Annotated in this window: 17 protein-coding genes and 1 tRNA gene; 11 read left to right on the top strand and 7 right to left on the bottom strand. The window is 41.8% G+C overall.

Annotation, left to right across the window (positions count from 1 at the left end):
- Positions 1-185 precede the first annotated feature (185 nt).
- Positions 186-1,256 carry a diguanylate cyclase domain-containing protein gene (locus AB6E08_RS13105; protein ID WP_372064496.1) on the top strand — a complete coding sequence of 357 codons (1,071 nt, stop codon included), beginning with the start codon at positions 186-188 and terminating at the stop codon, positions 1,254-1,256.
- A 38-nt stretch (positions 1,257-1,294) separates the two neighbouring features.
- Here the strand turns inward: AB6E08_RS13105 and AB6E08_RS13100 are convergent, their stop codons facing one another.
- Together AB6E08_RS13100 and AB6E08_RS13095 are read right to left on the bottom strand one after the other, a co-directional pair.
- A complete protein-coding gene (locus tag AB6E08_RS13100; protein ID WP_372064498.1) occupies positions 1,295-1,861 on the bottom strand; it encodes a DUF1415 domain-containing protein in 567 nt (188 codons plus the stop codon).
- A gap of 85 nt (positions 1,862-1,946) precedes the next feature.
- A complete protein-coding gene (locus tag AB6E08_RS13095) occupies positions 1,947-3,146 on the bottom strand; it encodes an MFS transporter (protein WP_102453538.1) in 1,200 nt (399 codons plus the stop codon).
- Positions 3,147-3,256: 110 nt separating this feature from the next.
- Here AB6E08_RS13095 and AB6E08_RS13090 point away from each other — a divergent pair, with 110 nt between their 5' ends.
- Positions 3,257-4,129 (top strand): LysR family transcriptional regulator, encoded by an 873-nt coding sequence (locus AB6E08_RS13090; protein ID WP_102258528.1) that lies wholly within the window; start codon positions 3,257-3,259, stop codon positions 4,127-4,129.
- Positions 4,130-4,705: 576 nt separating this feature from the next.
- Here AB6E08_RS13090 and AB6E08_RS13085 read toward each other — a convergent pair.
- The gene (locus AB6E08_RS13085; RefSeq protein ID WP_372064501.1) at positions 4,706-4,942 is read right to left on the bottom strand and encodes a glutaredoxin family protein; all 237 of its coding nucleotides are present in this window, start codon (positions 4,940-4,942) and stop codon (positions 4,706-4,708) included.
- Positions 4,943-5,095: 153 nt separating this feature from the next.
- On the opposite strand from AB6E08_RS13085, the gene AB6E08_RS13080 reads away from it, so the two are divergent.
- Together AB6E08_RS13080 and rlmF are read left to right on the top strand one after the other, a co-directional pair.
- On the top strand, positions 5,096-5,593 hold the full coding sequence (locus AB6E08_RS13080) for a YgjP-like metallopeptidase domain-containing protein (RefSeq protein ID WP_004734935.1): 498 nt from the start codon (positions 5,096-5,098) through the stop codon (positions 5,591-5,593).
- A 4-nt stretch (positions 5,594-5,597) separates the two neighbouring features.
- Positions 5,598-6,899: a 23S rRNA (adenine(1618)-N(6))-methyltransferase RlmF gene (gene rlmF / locus AB6E08_RS13075; RefSeq protein WP_372064503.1), complete on the top strand. Its 1,302-nt coding sequence runs from the start codon at positions 5,598-5,600 to the stop codon at positions 6,897-6,899.
- Between the two features lie 88 nt (positions 6,900-6,987).
- Here the strand turns inward: rlmF and pilW are convergent, their stop codons facing one another.
- Positions 6,988-7,737: a type IV pilus biogenesis/stability protein PilW gene (pilW, locus tag AB6E08_RS13070; RefSeq protein WP_009846916.1), complete on the bottom strand. Its 750-nt coding sequence runs from the start codon at positions 7,735-7,737 to the stop codon at positions 6,988-6,990.
- Between the two features lie 169 nt (positions 7,738-7,906).
- Positions 7,907-8,848, bottom strand: a complete 942-nt coding sequence (metA, locus tag AB6E08_RS13065) for a homoserine O-succinyltransferase (protein ID WP_012604106.1) — start codon at positions 8,846-8,848, stop codon at positions 7,907-7,909.
- 275 nt (positions 8,849-9,123) lie between these two features.
- Between metA and AB6E08_RS13060 the strand changes: the two genes are divergently transcribed.
- Both AB6E08_RS13060 and AB6E08_RS13055 read left to right on the top strand, forming a co-directional pair.
- Positions 9,124-9,492: an ATP-binding protein gene (locus AB6E08_RS13060; protein WP_372064506.1), complete on the top strand. Its 369-nt coding sequence runs from the start codon at positions 9,124-9,126 to the stop codon at positions 9,490-9,492.
- A 69-nt stretch (positions 9,493-9,561) separates the two neighbouring features.
- Entirely contained in the window at positions 9,562-9,984 is a 423-nt protein-coding gene (locus tag AB6E08_RS13055; protein WP_012604104.1) for a DUF3859 domain-containing protein, read from the top strand.
- A gap of 155 nt (positions 9,985-10,139) precedes the next feature.
- On the opposite strand, the gene AB6E08_RS13050 is transcribed toward AB6E08_RS13055, so the two are convergent.
- Positions 10,140-11,246 carry a M20/M25/M40 family metallo-hydrolase gene (locus tag AB6E08_RS13050; RefSeq protein WP_372064508.1) on the bottom strand — a complete coding sequence of 369 codons (1,107 nt, stop codon included), beginning with the start codon at positions 11,244-11,246 and terminating at the stop codon, positions 10,140-10,142.
- A gap of 258 nt (positions 11,247-11,504) precedes the next feature.
- Here AB6E08_RS13050 and AB6E08_RS13045 point away from each other — a divergent pair, with 258 nt between their 5' ends.
- A complete protein-coding gene (locus AB6E08_RS13045; protein WP_372064510.1) occupies positions 11,505-13,463 on the top strand; it encodes a diguanylate cyclase in 1,959 nt (652 codons plus the stop codon).
- Positions 13,464-13,654: 191 nt separating this feature from the next.
- Here the strand turns inward: AB6E08_RS13045 and AB6E08_RS13040 are convergent, their stop codons facing one another.
- The gene (locus AB6E08_RS13040; protein ID WP_009846910.1) at positions 13,655-13,840 is read right to left on the bottom strand and encodes a hypothetical protein; all 186 of its coding nucleotides are present in this window, start codon (positions 13,838-13,840) and stop codon (positions 13,655-13,657) included.
- A gap of 286 nt (positions 13,841-14,126) precedes the next feature.
- Here AB6E08_RS13040 and AB6E08_RS13035 point away from each other — a divergent pair, with 286 nt between their 5' ends.
- The 4 genes from AB6E08_RS13035 to AB6E08_RS13020 all read left to right on the top strand — a co-directional run bounded on the left by AB6E08_RS13035 (position 14,127) and on the right by AB6E08_RS13020 (position 17,592).
- Positions 14,127-14,795 carry a DUF2726 domain-containing protein gene (locus AB6E08_RS13035; RefSeq protein WP_029223195.1) on the top strand — a complete coding sequence of 223 codons (669 nt, stop codon included), beginning with the start codon at positions 14,127-14,129 and terminating at the stop codon, positions 14,793-14,795.
- A gap of 265 nt (positions 14,796-15,060) precedes the next feature.
- Positions 15,061-15,137: transfer RNA gene (locus AB6E08_RS13030), tRNA-Val, on the top strand.
- A 173-nt stretch (positions 15,138-15,310) separates the two neighbouring features.
- Positions 15,311-16,552, top strand: coding sequence for an integrase domain-containing protein (locus tag AB6E08_RS13025; protein ID WP_372064513.1), 1,242 nt, complete (start codon positions 15,311-15,313; stop codon positions 16,550-16,552).
- Positions 16,553-16,746: 194 nt separating this feature from the next.
- Positions 16,747-17,592: a hypothetical protein gene (locus tag AB6E08_RS13020; RefSeq protein WP_372159976.1), complete on the top strand. Its 846-nt coding sequence runs from the start codon at positions 16,747-16,749 to the stop codon at positions 17,590-17,592.
- Positions 17,593-17,606 lie beyond the last annotated feature (14 nt).

The raw sequence follows: 17,606 nt of genomic DNA, 5'->3' as shown, positions 1-17,606 counted from the left end.
TCCTATCCATTCTGTTTCGTTAATGGGGTATTTTACCAAAGCTGGGAATAGGGTGCTAACGCAAAGTCGACTTTTATTCATTGGTTTAATGAGGTATCTTGCATAAAAACTAATTGATTAATATATAATTTACAGTAGGCCACACGTAATATTGCCAATCAGTTCTCCGTCGTAGGATCACAGTTATGCACCAAGCTAATGAAAGTGAAGTTGTTATACGTCGTTTGTATCAAATCACCAATGATTATCGAAAAGGGTTCGATATTCAGATCGCTCAGCTGCTTATCATGGGGCTTGAACGCTTCAACCTTGATATTGGTATCTTATCTAAAGTCGAGGGTAATACTTACTTAGTTGAACACTCTGTCACACCTGAAGGGGTTGAGCTCAATAGTGGCGATATCTTCGACTATAGTTCGACCTATTGTGAGATTACGTGCAAATCTGTTGGCCCTATTTGTATTGAGCATTGCGGCAAACATGACAAGTATGCGACACATCCTGCCTACCAATCTTTTGGGCTAGAGTCTTACATTGGTATCCCGATTTTCGTCAATGATGAGCTTTATGGCACCTTAAACTTTTCAAGCCCAGCTCCCTATCATCGCGAGTTTAAAGAGTTCGATATCGACGTTATGCGGTTAATGGCGTCATGGATTGAAGTGGAACTGGTGAGAAGACAGCAAGAACGTAAACTGACAGAGTTAAATGAAAAACTTGAATATCAAGCTTTGTACGATCCTCTTACACACTTGCCGAATCGACGTTGCTTGTTCAAAACGTTGAATGCAGAAGTGGAGCAGTTAAAAGGCTCTCTAGGTAAAGGGACACTAGCCGTCGTAGACATCGATTTCTTTAAGGTCGTTAATGACACTTACGGTCACCAAATGGGTGACGTTGTTTTAAAGAAAGTGGCAAACGTTCTGCGCAATAATATTCAAGATGGAGAGTTTGTGGCGCGTTTTGGTGGTGAAGAGTTCATTCTTTGGTATCCAAATAGTACACCAAGTTGTGTTGAAGATAAGTTCATGACTCTTTTACAAGAAATGAAGAAAATCACACTAGATAGTAAGCCTATCACCATATCAATCGGTGCGTGTCATTTTGAGTTGAGTACTGGAGATAGCAAAGGGGAGAGAATGTCGGCATTAGACTCGCTAATCAAAGTTGCCGATGAATGCCTGTACATTGCTAAACAAAATGGACGAGATCAGTTTATATCTCGCCCATATCATCAAGAACACTCAGACTGGTAAGTTGAAGCTGTCAGCTCTTAAAGCTCAAAGGTTAGTTCTTAACTGAATAGATAAGGGAACAACTTACGACGCTCTTCGGGTGTTAAAGATTCAACTCTCGCGATGTTGGTATCAGGAATCGCTTCAGGGTTGGGGTAGCGCTTCAACACTTTTTCCATACTCGCTTCACGAATCAAATGGTAAACCGGATACGGAGAGCGGTTAGTAAGATTTTCATCGTCTTCTGGATCCGCACCACCAAAGCAATAGTCTGGGTGGAAGGTTGCCACTTGATAAACGCCTTCCCAATCTTCTTGCTTGATCAAGGCTTCAATCCAATCAATGAACATGTTGTAGTCGAAGAAATCTTGCAGCATGTTAGGCACAACCACCAAAGTCGTCTCTAATTCTGGGACTGGCGTGTTATCTAACTCTACGAAATGCGTCATGATGTCTCCCAACAACGCTTCTTCCGTATTTGCTTCACTCACAAAGATCTTAATCTGTTTATTGCGTTGCGGCTTGGCTGCGAATGGACACAGGTTTAGGCCAATAACGACATCGTCTAACCACTGTTTTACTTGGTCATGGATGGTTTGAAGATCTGAGCTTTGAGTGTTCGACATAACAGGTTCCGAAATGAAATTTTGCGTAGGATATCAGAACGGACGTTAATCAAAAGCAATAATTGAGTTACAACCTCGGTCGTACTTATGCTTGTGCGAGTTTAGAGGCTGACACTTGAAGTTGTTTTAACTGGTAGACCCATGCAAATATCGCGACATAAAAGATAGACCCACCGGCGATAACACCATTCCAACCGAACAACTGCCAGCAATACAAGAGCAAGAATCCACCCAAGCTTCCGCCGATATAATAGTGCACAAGGTATAGCGCGGTTGCTGTGGCCTTAGCGCTCGGCGCTTTTTGACTTACCCAAGAATAGGCTAGGGTATGGGCGAAAAAAGCTCCGCCACTGATCAATAACAACCCAGCTAACATGAATGGGACTTTGTCGACGGCAGAAACCAACATTCCGATTAAGCTAATACACACGCCCATCAATATACCGTTTAACGGGTCAAAGCGAAGTGTCCATTTGTTGGAGAGCTTAGAGCTTACCGTACCGGCCAAGTAACATAGGAATATCAGTGAAGCTAAGCCCACAGGCACTGAGTGAGGTTCGGATACCAACCTAAAGCCCATTACTGAATACAGGTTAACGAATAGCGCGAAGTTAGCGCCACCAATCAACATCGCGAGCCACAAGGTACGGTTTCTTAAGTGCATCACAACCGAGCGGTTATGATGAAAGAACAACCCTTTTTGAGGTTTGAAGTTTTGTTGGTCAGGCAGACTATACGCAATATAGAGAGCGCCGATTAAGGAGCCGACCACGAAAAACAAAACCGTTGCGTGCCAGTCAAAATAATCCGTAATCAAGCCACCCAATACACGTCCGAAAATTCCACCCAATGAGTTGGCTGCAATATAACCACCGATCGCGACTGCAAATGCTTTGGGTGATAACTCTTCGACCATATAGGCAACCGCCACGCCTGCAAAAGCAGCGACTGCGATTCCCATAAATGCTCTGGCAATAACAAGTTGTAGCAGGGTAGTCGTGAACACCATGCTCAATCCAATCAAAGGAATAGCGAACAGACTGAACAGAATGATGGGTTTTCGACCAAAGGTTTCAGAAGCGATTGCCCAAGGCACCAAGCTGATGGAAAGCCCAAGTGTTGTCGCGGCAAACAGCCAGTTGATCTGAGTTTCAGATACTTGGAAGTGCTCCGCCATGTGCGGCAAGATAGGCTGAAAGAGGTAAAGGTTACAGAAAATGATAAATGAACCAATCGCCAATGATTGGGTGATGCGTTTGTATTGAGGACTGCCTTTATCAAACATTTACGTTGTGCCTGCGCGAGTAAGTAAGCTATTTGTGAACAAGTTATCAGTACAAGTGTGATTAAAGAAATATATTAAAAATATCACCTCTATATATTAAATATATCGCCATGCTTGAATCAAAACCTCTTCGACATTTTCTGGCCGTTGCTCAGTTTGGTAATTTTACCCAGGCTGCAAAAGCGCTGCATATCGCACAGCCTGCATTGAGTATCTCCATTAAAAAACTAGAACAGACGCTTGAGTTGATTCTATTTCGTCGAGGAGATAAATCCGTCACCTTAACGGAAGAGGGAAAGGTACTGTTTGAGCATGCAAAGCGAATCGCCCAGCAGTTTGATGATGCTCAACTCGCAATGAATGAGCTAAAGGGACTAGAAAAAGGCGAGGTTCGATTAGGCGCTCCAAGTATGATGGGGAGCTACTTTTTCCCACAGGTGGTGATGGCCTTTAAAAGCCAATACCCAAACCTAAAACTGACGCTTATAGATGCTGGTACCGCTTCGATTCGTGAAATGCTGTTAAACGGCGAGCTGGATATCGGGGTTATCAATCATGAAAATGTCCCAGATGATCTCGAAACCGATCACTTGTTGAGTTCTGAGATGCTAGCTGTTGTTGGTAAAGAACACCCATTAGCGTCACAACCATTCATTACCTTTGAAGAGTTTTTCGCTCAAGAACTGATTATGTTCAAGTCGGGTTATTTCCACCGTGATTTCATTGATGCGACCTGTAAAAAATACAATCTCGATATGACCATCGCCTTCGAAACCAACTTATTGCCAATGATTCTTTCTATAGTAAAACGAGAATTTGCCATTACTGCGCTGCTGAGTTTGGTCACAGAATACGAAGAAGACGTCGTGGGGGTGCCATTTAAAGATCCTGTAAAACTCAATCTATCTTTGGCTTGGAGAAAGGAAGGGTACTTGTCGAAGGCGGACCGAACCTTTATTGATTTCGTTAAGCGCTACGTGTGATTGTCTTGTTGTGTTATCTATCAATACAAATTTACGTAAAATATCTACTACATTTCAATGTGTTATTTTGTGATTTTTATGGCATTTAAATGACGTTCTTTTACTGATTAATTGCTCAGTATCACACTATTTAAATATAAAACTGTGAGGTGCGTTGTATTATTATTTGGTGAACGTGTGATTGTTAACTTACATTAGGTATTAAATATGTCGCCTCCCACGTTAAAAAAACTGAAGCCATTAAGTATGAAGTGTAAATGTAAAGAACAAAGAATTGTTAGAGTTCGTCGTAATATTTTTGACAGAATCCTTGGTATTAAAGAAAAATACAAATGTGCTAATTGTAATGCAGCTTTTAAAATCAAAGGCTAGGGCTAGGTGCATCGACTTTTTTATCGAAAGACTTTTTATATGAGAAGCTTGTCTGACAAGGATTTAGTAAATAGAGAAACTGCAAGAATGCGACCTGTTTATTTTCGATATACAAGTTGTCATGAATATAGAACAACAAAGCCCGAGTATCCTAGATTGGACATTCGGGCTTTATTATATAGAAGTATTACTGGCTTAGAGCACTTAGGTACTCTTTGAGTTATACATCTTATCGAAGTTCTTCTGATTCCAGCCGACCATCACCTGGTCGCCGATTTTAAGTAAGGGGATAGAGCGAGCTCCCATCGCTTGCAACTCTTTACGACCACGCTGCATCTTTGCATTCGTTAGGCGGTAAACAATTTTCTTTGAATCCAAATAGCGCTGTGCATCTTTACAGTGCGGGCATTTGTCTGCGACGTACAATACAACACGTTTCATTTTTATAATCTCTTTTTGAGTCTAGCTCTTGGTGAATCTCGCTAAAGTGTAACGAATCCTAGGTGATTAGAAAAGTGTGATCAGTTACACTATGCGGCTCAATTTTCAAGACCACAACGTATTGTCGTGGTGTAACTTGTACGGTCTTTCAGCATGCATCCTTCTTTACGCTATATCCAAGGCTACCCGAAGCACATTCTCGACCCGGTAACTCAACTAGTTGAATCGGGAAAGTTGGTGCCGTGGTTCGAAGCTCGCTACCCAAAGAATCATGAAATAAAAAGCGAGAAAGCCCTGTTTGACTATGCGATTGAGATTAAAAATCGTTATATGAAAAAAACACCACCGATCAGTAAAGTGATTTATGACGGCAAGATACACCTAATTAATAATGCATTAGGTCTGCACTCTTACGTCGCGAAGAATCACGGTGGAAAGATCAAATCGAAGAATGAGATTCGTATCGCCAGTGTTTTTAAAAATGCGCCAGAACCTTTGCTGAGAATGTTGGTGGTACACGAACTGGCGCATATCAAAGAGAAAGAGCACGACAAAGCCTTTTACCAACTATGCTGTCACATGGAACCGGAATATCATCAACTTGAGTTGGATGCCCGTTTATTCATGATGTATTTAGATTTAAAGAAGTAGCCCAATGAGCCAATCACAAAATAGAACGACGCTAAGCCTGTCGAAAAACAGTACTTCATCAGCAAAAACAAAAGATAACCAAGCTAAAGAAGGCAGCGACAAGCGTATTTCTACCAAGAAAATATCTGATAAAAGTCGCAAGAATAGTGCACCTAAAGGCGCGGGCAATAACAAAGCAAAGCGACCTTTTGCAAAAGACAGCAAAGGCAAACCGGGTGCAAATAAAGGATCATCTAATAAGGGTTCTTTCAATAAAACGGCTTTTAACAAGAACGCAGCTCAGAAAAGACGCTCGGCTGAAAAACCTCAAGGTGGATTACACCCAAGAAACCAGCACACTGGTCGTTATGACTTCGAGTTGTTGGTTGCAGCCTTGCCCGAGCTAAAAGAGCATCTGATCAAGAACCCAGTGGGTGAAGACACCATTAATTTCTCTGATCCATTAGCCGTTAAGCGACTTAACAAAGCTTTGTTGGCGCATCACTATGGCGTTAAACATTGGGATATTCCTGCTGGTTACTTGTGTCCGCCAATTCCTGGCCGTGCAGACTACATTCACAGAGTAGCCGACATCCTTAATAGCGATGGTCAAGGCGAACCCTATAATCATGCTTCTGTGAAAGCATTAGATATTGGTGTTGGTGCAAACTGTATCTATCCAATTATTGGTGTGACAGAGTATAAGTGGCGCTGCACGGGAACTGATGTTGATTCAATCTCCATCAAAACAGCGAACTTCATTGCGGAAAGTAACCCTAATCTAAAAGGTAAGATCCGAGCTCGTCTGCAAGCCGACTCTGAATCTATCTTTAAGGGTGTGATTAAGGATAATGAACGTTACGATGTCACTATTTGTAACCCGCCATTCCACAGCTCTCTTGAAGAGGCGGAAAAGGGCTCACAACGTAAACTGGATAATCTAGCGGCAAACCGTGCTAAGAAAGCCGGTCAGTCGTTCAAGCCAGAAACGAATAAGAAGCCAGTTAAGTTAGATAAATCCACTAAGCACGATAAACCAACCCTAAACTTTGGTGGTCAAAAAGCCGAGCTTTGGTGCCCTGGTGGTGAAGCCGCTTTCATTATGAAGATGGCAAGAGAGAGTCAATTTTTTGCTACTCAAGTCTTGTGGTTTACGACATTGATTTCTAAGAAAGACAACGTCGATATAGTTCGTTCAGAGTTGGGTAAGCTGCGAGCTAAACAAGTGAAAGTCGTCGAGATGTCACAAGGCCAGAAGGTGAGTCGCTTTATCGCATGGACCTTTATGGATGACGAGCAAAGACAAGAGTGGGTTGCGCTTAAATAGCGGCTGTACTTAGTTAAGATATTAAGCAGAAATACGTACGGGCTTGTTGTTAACGCAACAAGCCCGTTTTTTGTGTTTTTCATATGCGCTAAGCAGAAAGTAACTCATCTAACTTACTCTGATATTTCTTCTCTAGAGCACTGTTACCTGCTTTGTTTTCGAGATCGACCAAGATTTTAAGCGATGGAATTTGGTAGCCATAACGCTGGTGGAATTTGAATAAACGAAGCCTAGCGTCGTTGTAATCGGCGTCACTCACTTCAATTTTTGATAGCTGTAGTATCGATTTTACGCGATTTGGATCGTGGTCAATCGCTCGTGTGAAGTAGTATTTTGCTTGGTCGGTATTACCAGCCTTAAACGCGCAGAATGCCGCATTCTCATAACTTGCAGAGACAAGGTAGTAGTAGGGTTGGTCAATAGCGCGATTGAAATATTTATCAGCTTGCTCGTATTCGCCTTGTTTACACAAGAACGTACCGTAGTTATTCAATACATTGCCGTTTCTTGAATCTAGACTGAGTGCTTTGCGGTAAGTGGTTCTTGCTTCATCTACTTCGCCAACTTGCTCGTAATAATGTGCCATCGAAAGTTGGGCGCGGTAATAGCTAGGAGCGTGTTTGATAGCGAGCTCTAGGTTTTCACGTGCCTTGACCATATTACCTTGTCCCATGTAGCCCAAACCCAATTCAATACGTGATTGAGACATCGCAATTGGATCACTTGCCATTTTTGGTGGACCTTCGGTTACAGAAACACAACCTACCAAAGAAAGAGAGGCGAATAGCGTTAGATGAGATATCAGGGTGGATTTTGGTAATAGCGACTTGTTAGGCATGTGCAGCTCCTTTTGAACACAAACCTATGATATGAAATCGAATACATTTAAGTGTTATGTCGATTATGGAATGCGACCCAAACACCATAAAAGAGCCGTGTCCCATTTGGTGTTTTATCAACAACCTATGGAAGACGGCTTAATGTGTTTGTGAATCGGAAGAAAGAACTTAGTCGTCCTTGGTGAAGTTGTCTTCGCTGAAGTGATCCAGATCGTAAGGCGTTTGTTGGTAAACGCAGTAGTTAAGCCAGTTTGAAAACAATAAGTGTCCATGACTACGCCAACTTGCTACAGGCTTGTTGTCTGGATTGTTGTTCGGGTAGTAGTTGATTGGTATCACAGGCTCCATGCCTTCACCCAAATCACGAATGTATTCGTTGTGAAGTGTATGCGCATCGTATTCAGGGTGACCGGTTACAAACACGTTTCGCTTATCTTTGGTTGCCGCAAGGTATACGCCCGCCACATCAGAAGTCGCAAGAACATCAAGGTCGGTATGCTCGGCCAAGTATTCCTGAGAGAAATCAGCATAGCGAGAGTGCGGTGCCAAAAAGGTATCGTCGAAGCCACGTAAAATTGGGTGGTACGGGTTATGTATCTCGTGGTTGTAAACCCCAGAAAGCTTATCTTTACGAGTTCGTTTTGGTAAATCATACAAGAGCTTTAAGCCAGCTTGAGCAGCCCAACACACATACAAGGTTGAGGTCACATGCTTGTTTGCCCATTCCATGATGGTTTTTAGATGATCCCAGTAGATAACGTCTTCAAATTGAACCAAGCCAAGTGGCGCACCAGTGATGATCAATCCATCAAAGTTTCTCCCTTTGACCATTTCAAATTGACGGTAGAAGTTATCAAGGTGTTCTGTCGGCGTGTTTTTACTTGGTCGGTCATCAATACGCAACAGCTCTACATCGACTTGCAATGGGCTGTTGGATAGTAGGCGCAAGAATTGAGTTTCAGTTTCAATCTTCTTTGGCATTAGGTTGAGGATCAAGACTCGAAGTGGACGAATTTCCTGTGTCGATGCTCTTGATAACGGCATAATAAAGATGTTTTCTTCACGAAGAACATCAGATGCTGGCAATTGGTCTGGAATGCGAATAGGCAAAGCTTTCTCCCTAAGCTAGATATGTAGACGTCTATACATCTAAATCTATAGTAGTTTGATACGCTTGTCGATATACAAAATGGATAGTTGTAAATTATTTGTGTTTGCTTTCAGAAGTCATTCTCCGACGTCGAGGGGAGTCTCATTGTATTCAGTGATTATCTGAGTCGAGTATAAGGACTCGGTTTTCGGATGTTGAGCAACGGCAGTTATCAGAGAAACTCGTCACTATTTAAGATAAACTCATGTTTTAAAATTAGCCTGTAAAGTGACAGATGAAGTTAATACTCATTCGAGGGTTGCCCGGTTCCGGCAAGTCAACAAAAGCAAAAACCTACGATGCATTGCATGTCGAAGCGGATATGTATTACGTGAATGAGCAAGGCGACTATAATTTTGACCCAAGGCAGTTGCAGCAAGCGCATGAGTGGTGTCAGAACACTGCAGAAGACGGCTTGAAGCAAGGGTTAGACGTTGTGGTGTCGAATACTTTTATTAAGCAGTGGGAAATGAAAGCCTACCGCCAACTCGCACTCAAATATAAAGCGGATTTAGTTATAGAAGTGTGCCGAGAGCAATATGGCAGCATTCACGACATTGAACCGTCGGTGAATAAGCGCATGGCAAAAGATTGGCAAGAATAGCCTCGTGCTTATCCAGCTTGGGTGAGTGGCAAATAGAATTAATAGAACAACTCCAAGGTAACGATTGAAATGGCAAAGCGCTCTGTTGTGGTCGACATGACATCTTACGGCATCTATACAACGTGGGATTCCAAATCTAAAGATCTTCCAAAAATCCAAGAGTTCACCACTACCGTTGATGCTGAAATCGACGTGGAATTTGGCTATATCTTGAATATCAAAAAAGCCAAAGGTGAAAAAATCCGTTACTGCATCTATCACCCGAACATCACCACCGACACGGGTGAAGTGCTCGAACCGTTCGATGGTGAAGAGCATGTCGGCAACAATGACTGGGATTTTTACTTAGGCGATACTATCTGGGCGCCTGTCTCCAACAAACTCGGTAAATGGCGCATGACCGTCGAGCTAAAAGGCAACATCATTGCTGATAAGACATTCGACCTTGTTGCGAAAGACGAAGGGCAGTTTTGGAAGCGTAGGGGGTTTTAGATTGGAACTTCTGTCTAAATTAAGACAACAAAAAAGCCGAGTCACACGTTACATGTGAACTCGGCTTTTTGACGTTAACTAGATGGCATTTTCTATTTCGTCAACGAGTAAGATTGTCTAGTTAACAAATAAGACAGGCTAGTTAACCAGTAAGACTATTGAGTCACGTAAGCCACAACAAACTCAGTGATTGCGACCATGTCTTTCACTGCAATGTGCTCTTCAGTGGTGTGAACTTTCGCCATACCTGTAGAAAGGTTAACCGTTGTTAGGCCTTTCGCGTTGAAGTTGTTTGCATCGCTACCGCCGCCAGTGCGTTTAGTGTTCGCTGTTACGCCAAGCTTCTCGAATGCGGATTTGATAGAAAGAATGTGCGGGTGATCGTCTGCGATAACGAATGCATCGTAAGCACGAGTCGATTCGATTTCTACTTCAGCACCGAACTGTTTTGCACTCTCTTGGAATGTAGAGATCATGTGCTCAACTTGAGCTGTTAGCTTTTCTCCGTTTAGAGAGCGAGCTTCAGCCACGACTTTAAGTTCTGGCATAACGATGTTAGTCGCTTGACCGCCTTCAACAATACCCACGTTTGCTGTTGTTTCTTCATCGATACGAAGCAGATTCATCTTAGTGATCGCGTCTGCTGCAACTTGAATGGCACTGATGCCTTCTTCTGGCGCTAAACCCGCGTGAGCAGGGCGCCCTTTGATCTTCGCAACGATTTTCTGTTGGCCAGGTGCTGCATTGACGATAGTGCCAATTGGGCCGCCTGTATCTAGTACGATAGCGTGCTCAGACTGAATGTAAGACATATCGAAGTTCAAAGAGCCGAACAGACCGCCTTCTTCGAATACAGTAAACGCAATCTCGATAGTTTTGTGCTCTTGGCCTTCAGCTTTGATGCAACGAACCGCTTCCATGATAGCTGCGATACCAGACTTGTCGTCGCCACCTAGAATTGTGTTGCCTTTTGAACGGATGATACCGTCTTCGATGATTGGCTCAATGCCGATACCTGGCGTTACTGTGTCCATGTGGCAGCTGAATACTGTGCTACCTGGAAGAGTGCCATCTAGACGAGCGTAGATGTTGAAACCGTTAGACACTTCTTCAGGAACCGCCAGTTTGTGAACTTCAAAACCCAGTTCACCGAGTTGCTCAGCCAAAGCTTCAGCAATCGCTTTTTCGTTACGAGATTCACTATCAATTTTCACTAGATCGCAGAAATGTTCTACGAGACGTTGTTCATTAATTTGGGTCATTGTTAATTCTCATTTTGCTCCGTTGTTTCTAAAGAAGTCACGGAGGCTGGAACAGGAAAATAACTATAACGCCTTTTTACAGAATCATTGCCTGAGTTAAATCAAGAAAATTATCTGATTATTCTAATTTATGAGAAAAATACTACGCGGGTCGACCCATGTGCAGGATTTAAATCTCCATATGTGTCGGGTACAATGTGAAACCGCTTAAGGTAACCGTCGATTAAATTGGTATGCAATCAGTAATGGCACTTATAAATGAATAACAACAGAGTGTTAGGCTCATTTTTTCTCGTCGTACTGATCAGTGTTGTACTAGGATTGTATTTACTCTATCCAACTTATGACGACGATTTACAGACTATTCGACCAGAAACCCCAGGCGCGTACAGTCCCGAAAAAGAGTTATCAGCGACTCAATATGGCGCTGAACTCATTGAAATCCTTAATGTGTCTCGCGGTGATCCAAAGCTTGCCTCCCAAAAGCTTGAAACCTTAAAAGCAACGAGCCCTACGCAACATAAAGCCATCTATCGTGGTTATGAACTAATGATTTTATCGAATCTCGCACAGCATGATCTCGATAAACAGGCTGTGTCTGAATACACACGACAGATCAAGGCATTAGCACAGCGTGAAGATATGGGGTGGTTAAAGGCGCAATCTTTAGTTGAACTAGCGATTGAGCAGATGAGTCAAGGTGAATTAGTAGAGGCTGAATCTCAAGTTAAAGCAGCAATAAGTATCGCTGAATCAATCCAGTATGAAGAACTGTTGATAAAAGCCTACAACACTGTGGGGTCGATCAAAAACATCCAAAATGATTTTTCCGAAGCTCAATATTTTTTTCATAAGGGCTTAAATCTTGGCAAGAAATACCCACGGCATATCTATAACAGTAAGTTGATGTCGAATATGGCATTGCTTTATATCTATCTGGAAGATTGGCCGAAAGCACTCAAACTTATCGAACAGGCCAAAAAACTCTATATCAAAAGTGGATTACGCGATGGTTCAACCATCGGTGTGTTATATGTTAATGAATCATTTGCTTATCTACGCAGTGGCGACTTAGTAAAAGGTCGAGAGGCTTATAAAAGTGCCACCAAATTTAATGATGATAGCGTAAGTGAAAGGTACAAAATCCTTCTTCTAAAAGCTCAGAGTGAAGTACTGCTAGCAGAAAAGAACTTTGAGTTAGCAAGGAAAGTAACAAACCAATGTATTGGTTACCCGGGTGTTGCAAAGTACACACTCCAACTGGGTCAGTGTTACTTAAACAGAGCTTTAGCAAATATCGGTTTGAACCAAGATAATTTTGTTTTCTTTGATCTAAAACGTTCGTCTACGATGTTTGATATTGTTGGCAGCCGTAGTTGGAAGGTGCTTGGTTTCAAAGCGCTTGCAGAATACTATGAATCTAAAGGCAACAGTGAAATTGGACTTCGGTATTTCAAGCTTTATTACAAGGGCAACAAAGCGCTGTTATTTGAAAAGCGTCAGAGTGATATCTTTTTATTAGAACAAGACTTTGCTACGGCTTCATTAGCGAAAGAGAATGAACTGCTTAATGCAGAAAAAGAGCTCGCAGAGGTGACGCTAGATAAACAGAGCTTAAAAGACCGCATTGTTGTCGTACTCGGTGTTATGGTCATCATAAGCTTTGCTGTACTTCTGGTAAGGTTATGCACTATGCACAAGACCAACAAAGAGTTGGTTAAGCAATCGACGAGATGTGAGTTGACAGGTTTATTCAATAGACGCTACCTGGAACAATTGTTAACTCAGCCAATGCCATACCGTTTGTCGCCGTTCGGGTATACGCTTGCTATTTTGGACTTAGACCAATTTAAACGAGTCAATGATACATACGGACATGATATTGGGGATCAAGTTTTGGTAGAGGTTGCTCAGCGTATAGAGCGAGCGCTATCAACAAACGATGTGTTGGCTCGATGGGGTGGGGAAGAATTCGTTTTACTGCTTGCTGGCACTCAAGACCCAAACAAACAGTTGGAAATGATAAGGCAAACAATCGCTGATCAAACGATAGAAACGTATTCCGGTCCGTTAGCGTTAACTACATCAATTGGTGCGACCATTCATTTAACGTATCAAGAATTAAATAGCAGTACCTACAAACAGCATTTGAAATCAGCAGATGACGCTTTATACCAAGCAAAACAATCAGGGCGTAACCAAGTGGTCATTGCTTAGTTAAAAATACAGCTTAAATGAACCTGTAATTTAAATACTTGGCGGCCTCATCTGAATCATACCCCTTAGGCAGAAGCGTTTAAATTTAATCGAGTAAAAGAACCTAAAGCAACCATTTAACTAAGCAACTAAGCGAGTAAGGGTGTTGTCAACTCCTATTCGCTTAGTTTTTATATTATCTATTAAGAGTATTACTTAGCGATACTTTCTAACATTTCAACTAGCTCACTCTCTGTTGCTGGTTCTCGAGCGAGTTCAATGACTGCTGAAGCGCCACCTTTTAGCATATAAGCTTGAGTGCCACAGTGGTCATAATGGAACCACTTACCATCGACACACACGTCGGTATAACATCTTGGGTCTTGTTTGAGTTCCATAGTAATTTCCTTATTAACATTTGCCTAACGTTTTTTATGCTAATTGGTCACAACTTGGTGCGATTTGATCTAAATCAATTTAATATGTAATTGATGATTTGATTATTAAATAGGAGATGTATGTCTTGAACTGTCGAAGCCGATAAAGAGACCGCCTCTGACGATTAAAGCGTTCAAAGGTCATGATTCCAATTCGCAGCTCTGTTTCTTTTGCTTGCCACGTGACGCTTTTCTACATACGCTAACCACTCTCTTAATCCCTATACAAATGTGATTGTGTTGGAAAATGACTAATATCTTTATCGTTGTAATTGTTCTGGTTGTGTTTTTTTACTTTATTCAAAACTATCTAGTAAAAAATGATGACACCAAAGATCATGCTTATCAAAAGAAAGGCTCGTTAATGTCGGCGCAACAAGCGACCTTCTATAACGCACTCAAATCCGCAGTGGGTAACCATGGGGAAGTATTTGCTAAAGTGAGCATGTCTAACATTGTTGTCCCCGCTAAGGCGAACAATAAAAAGAACTGGTTTATTGCGAACAACAAAATCTCACGCAGTTATTTTGACTTTGTAGTGTGCGACCCGCGAACGTTAGAGCCACGTGTAATCATCGAATTGGATAATGGAAAAGAGCTGAATAAAGGAAAGGTTGATCGCGAGAAGCTATTGATGCACGTTTGTAAATCGGCTGGCCTTCCACTTATTGGCGCTTCAATAAAGCACAGTTATCAAGTGAGCCGTTTGAAGAGGTTACTGGCAGCACACATCGATTTGATTGAGCCATCTAAAGAAGTTCGATTCTGTAAGAAATGTAGCAGCCCTATGATCATCAAACTCGCAAGCCATGGCGATTATAAAGGCCGACGTTTCTTTACTTGTAGCCGTCAACCTAACTGTACTTATACCGAGAACTACAACGTCGTGTTCGACATGGACGAAGATTCTAACTAATACCTTGCGCCGAAGTGCTCAGTAAAGGGATAAAAGACACGAAGCATGCTGGTGTAGGTAATCATCGAAGTTGAACTTAAATGTGATCTAGTTCAAGCCATTGATCTGCTTTGTGTTTAAAATTTATTCTGATTGTTGTTTTTAAAAGCAAACGAACAGTTTTGTGCAAATTTATCCTTGCACGGATCCAAATCACTCGCTATTATCCATCTCGTTCTGAAGCGTTAGCCACTTAATAAAGCGGTTAGATAAGTTTCACAGCATTGCCCGCTTAGCTCAGTTGGTTAGAGTACTTGCATGACATGCAAGGTGTCACTGGTTCGAGTCCAGTAGCGGGCACCAAATTATACGAAAGAGCCCACCTAGTGTGGGCTTTTTTGTGCCTGTAATTCCTTGTTTTATCAGTCTCTTAGCTATTTCATAGTCCTAAGAGAACCGATGATGTGTTGTAAAATCCACCGTTTAAAGTAACACTGTTAGTAACACTACAGGAAATACGGATTGGTGATGTTACTATGGCTAGGAAAACAACCCCATTAACAGCGACTCAGATCTTACAAGCAAAACCAAAAGAAAAGGAATATAGCCTGCTCGATGGTGATGGTCTTGCATTGAGAATAAAGCCCAATGGTTCCAAATTATGGCTCTTTAACTACTACCGTCCAATTACTCGTAAGCGAGCAAACCTCAGTATTGGTAAATACCCATCTGTATCGCTTGCTAAAGCTCGAACCAAAGCTATTGAAGCGAGAGAACTACTTGCTGATGGTATTGACCCTAAAGAGCACCGTGACACTACTCTTAGAGAAAAACAGTTAGAATTGGCGAATACGTTACAGTCGGTATTTGATGATTGGATTGAAGTGAAGAGAACAAGCGTCAAAGAGCAAACGGCTAAAAAGTTAAAACAACGAATAGAAAAGTACCTCTTGCCGGATCTAGGTCAGTGTCCACTTAGCGATATTACAGCTCCTCAAGCGATCAAAACAATTAAACCTATTGCGAACCAAGGTAAATTAGAAACAGTAGGGCGCTTGTGTCGCAATCTCAATGAGATAATGACCTTTGCAGTAAACACAGGTGTTATTGAGCACAACAAGCTCGCAGGTATTGGTAAAGCCTTTGAAACAGCTAAGGTGACCAATCAAGCTTCGTTAACTCCTGATGAACTTCCTGAACTCCTCAAAACAATCAACTACGCGTCAATTAAACCTATCACTCGCTGCTTGCTAGAATGGCAACTTCACACCATGACAAGACCTGCTGAAACTGCTGGTGCACGTTGGGATGAAATTGACAGAGAAAAGATGCTTTGGGTCATTCCTGCTGAACGAATGAAAAAGGGAAGAGTGCATACTGTCCCTTTAACAAAACAAACTCTAGATCTATTGGAAACCATTGATTTCATCACGGGTGATAGTGAATACCTTTTCCCTGCCGACAAAAGTAACAAAAATCACATCAATAAAGAGACAGCAAATAAGGCATTAGTAAGAATGGGCATGAAGGGCAGGCAAACTTCTCACGGTTTACGCGCATTAGCTAGTACCACTCTAAATGAACAGAACTTTGACCCTGACATCATTGAAGCTGCACTTTCTCATGTAGATAGAGATAAGGTAAGAAGCGCATACAACCGTACAGACTACCTTGAACGTCGTAAAGTTCTCATGGCGTGGTGGAGTGATCATATTGAAGAGGCTGCAACGGGAAACTTGTCAATGAGTGGTAAAAAGAGCCTTAAGGTTGTGGGTTAGGTTGATTAGCTCCAAGCATAACTGAGTGTCAATACCATTAATATTTGAAAAATTTCCCATGATGTTATCTCGTGCATGAGAAGAACGTTGACATCGACATCATTTTCCAGTTTTTATTGATTCCGACACTCTGCTATTTATGCTATTAATAGCATGAATAGACCTCTTTATCGGTAGCTTGCAAGGATGATGGTTTGAGATTTATCAACAAGGTTTTTTATAAGTTGAGTGACATTGATACGAAAGTGTCAATGAAGGATAAGCTGAAAACGTGTCTTGAGCTCGATATACCGCTGTTAGTTGATGTACCCAATGGTTACAACGTATGGGGCATTGATAAGCAACTGGATGAACTGACAAGGCAAGATGTTGTTTTAAGTGAAAGCGATTATTCAAAAAAAATCATGCTCATGCATCATCTTTTGGAAGGAGAATATCTCTCTCGTGTTAATCCACCCAAAATTAACACACTTTTTTTAGGAGCTTCTACATTAGTTGCTGGTGTTGAATATCTACAAGTAACAGAAAGTGATACGAAAAAGCTTTTAGCTTCTGAAAATATCACGACTGATACATTCAAAGGTGTGGTTACTTTCGATGACAAAGAGCAACGCTTTGCCTTAAATGAGTCAATACCTGTTTCTCCTTATGATTTTAAGCTTGGGAGTAATACCGATAATGGTCATCCCATAATGCAGAAAATTAGAAATGGGATGAGTAATTCGCGTTTTGTAGTTTGTGATAAAGCAACACGTAGTAACAATGATTTTAACTTTCCAATAGGAAGTGAACTCAATTTATCAGTGAACTTGTTAGAAGTCGTTATTAGAGAGAGTGACGTTTCAAAGCTGGTGTTCAACGACAAAGATTATCAACAGAGCGCATATTACCTGGAACCGGAATACCATGCATCTACTGCATTACGGGAGCTATCGAATTGTGGATATACTCTGTATGTTAAAAACACATCCGTTGTCTCCGGTGGCTGTTCAGGCTACCTATCCCTATCTGGCAGGGTAGTTGTCACTGTTAAAATTTAACCAGTTTGGGCGAT

This window comes from Vibrio sp. 10N.247.310.24, from assembly GCF_041467175.1.
GTDB lineage: Bacteria > Pseudomonadota > Gammaproteobacteria > Enterobacterales > Vibrionaceae > Vibrio > Vibrio tasmaniensis_A.
The sequence above is the reverse complement of the archived record's forward strand: the minus strand, read 5'-3'. Positions and strand labels throughout refer to the sequence as shown.

Bases quoted from the DNA above. Each gene is read 5' to 3' on its own strand.
- rlmF (WP_372064503.1), top strand. From the start codon at position 5,598: ATGAGCCAATCACAAAATAGAACGACGCTAAGCCTGTCGAAAAACAGT.
- AB6E08_RS13060 (WP_372064506.1), top strand. From the start codon at position 9,124: ATGAAGTTAATACTCATTCGAGGGTTGCCCGGTTCCGGCAAGTCAACA.
- AB6E08_RS13085 (WP_372064501.1), bottom strand. From the start codon at position 4,942: ATGAAACGTGTTGTATTGTACGTCGCAGACAAATGCCCGCACTGTAAA.
- AB6E08_RS13090 (WP_102258528.1), top strand. From the start codon at position 3,257: ATGCTTGAATCAAAACCTCTTCGACATTTTCTGGCCGTTGCTCAGTTT.
- AB6E08_RS13025 (WP_372064513.1), top strand. From the start codon at position 15,311: ATGGCTAGGAAAACAACCCCATTAACAGCGACTCAGATCTTACAAGCA.
- AB6E08_RS13050 (WP_372064508.1), bottom strand. From the start codon at position 11,246: ATGACCCAAATTAATGAACAACGTCTCGTAGAACATTTCTGCGATCTA.
- AB6E08_RS13055 (WP_012604104.1), top strand. From the start codon at position 9,562: ATGGCAAAGCGCTCTGTTGTGGTCGACATGACATCTTACGGCATCTAT.
- AB6E08_RS13035 (WP_029223195.1), top strand. From the start codon at position 14,127: ATGACTAATATCTTTATCGTTGTAATTGTTCTGGTTGTGTTTTTTTAC.
- AB6E08_RS13040 (WP_009846910.1), bottom strand. From the start codon at position 13,840: ATGGAACTCAAACAAGACCCAAGATGTTATACCGACGTGTGTGTCGAT.
- pilW (WP_009846916.1), bottom strand. From the start codon at position 7,737: ATGCCTAACAAGTCGCTATTACCAAAATCCACCCTGATATCTCATCTA.
- AB6E08_RS13045 (WP_372064510.1), top strand. From the start codon at position 11,505: ATGAATAACAACAGAGTGTTAGGCTCATTTTTTCTCGTCGTACTGATC.
- AB6E08_RS13080 (WP_004734935.1), top strand. From the start codon at position 5,096: ATGCATCCTTCTTTACGCTATATCCAAGGCTACCCGAAGCACATTCTC.
- AB6E08_RS13105 (WP_372064496.1), top strand. From the start codon at position 186: ATGCACCAAGCTAATGAAAGTGAAGTTGTTATACGTCGTTTGTATCAA.
- AB6E08_RS13095 (WP_102453538.1), bottom strand. From the start codon at position 3,146: ATGTTTGATAAAGGCAGTCCTCAATACAAACGCATCACCCAATCATTG.
- AB6E08_RS13100 (WP_372064498.1), bottom strand. From the start codon at position 1,861: ATGTCGAACACTCAAAGCTCAGATCTTCAAACCATCCATGACCAAGTA.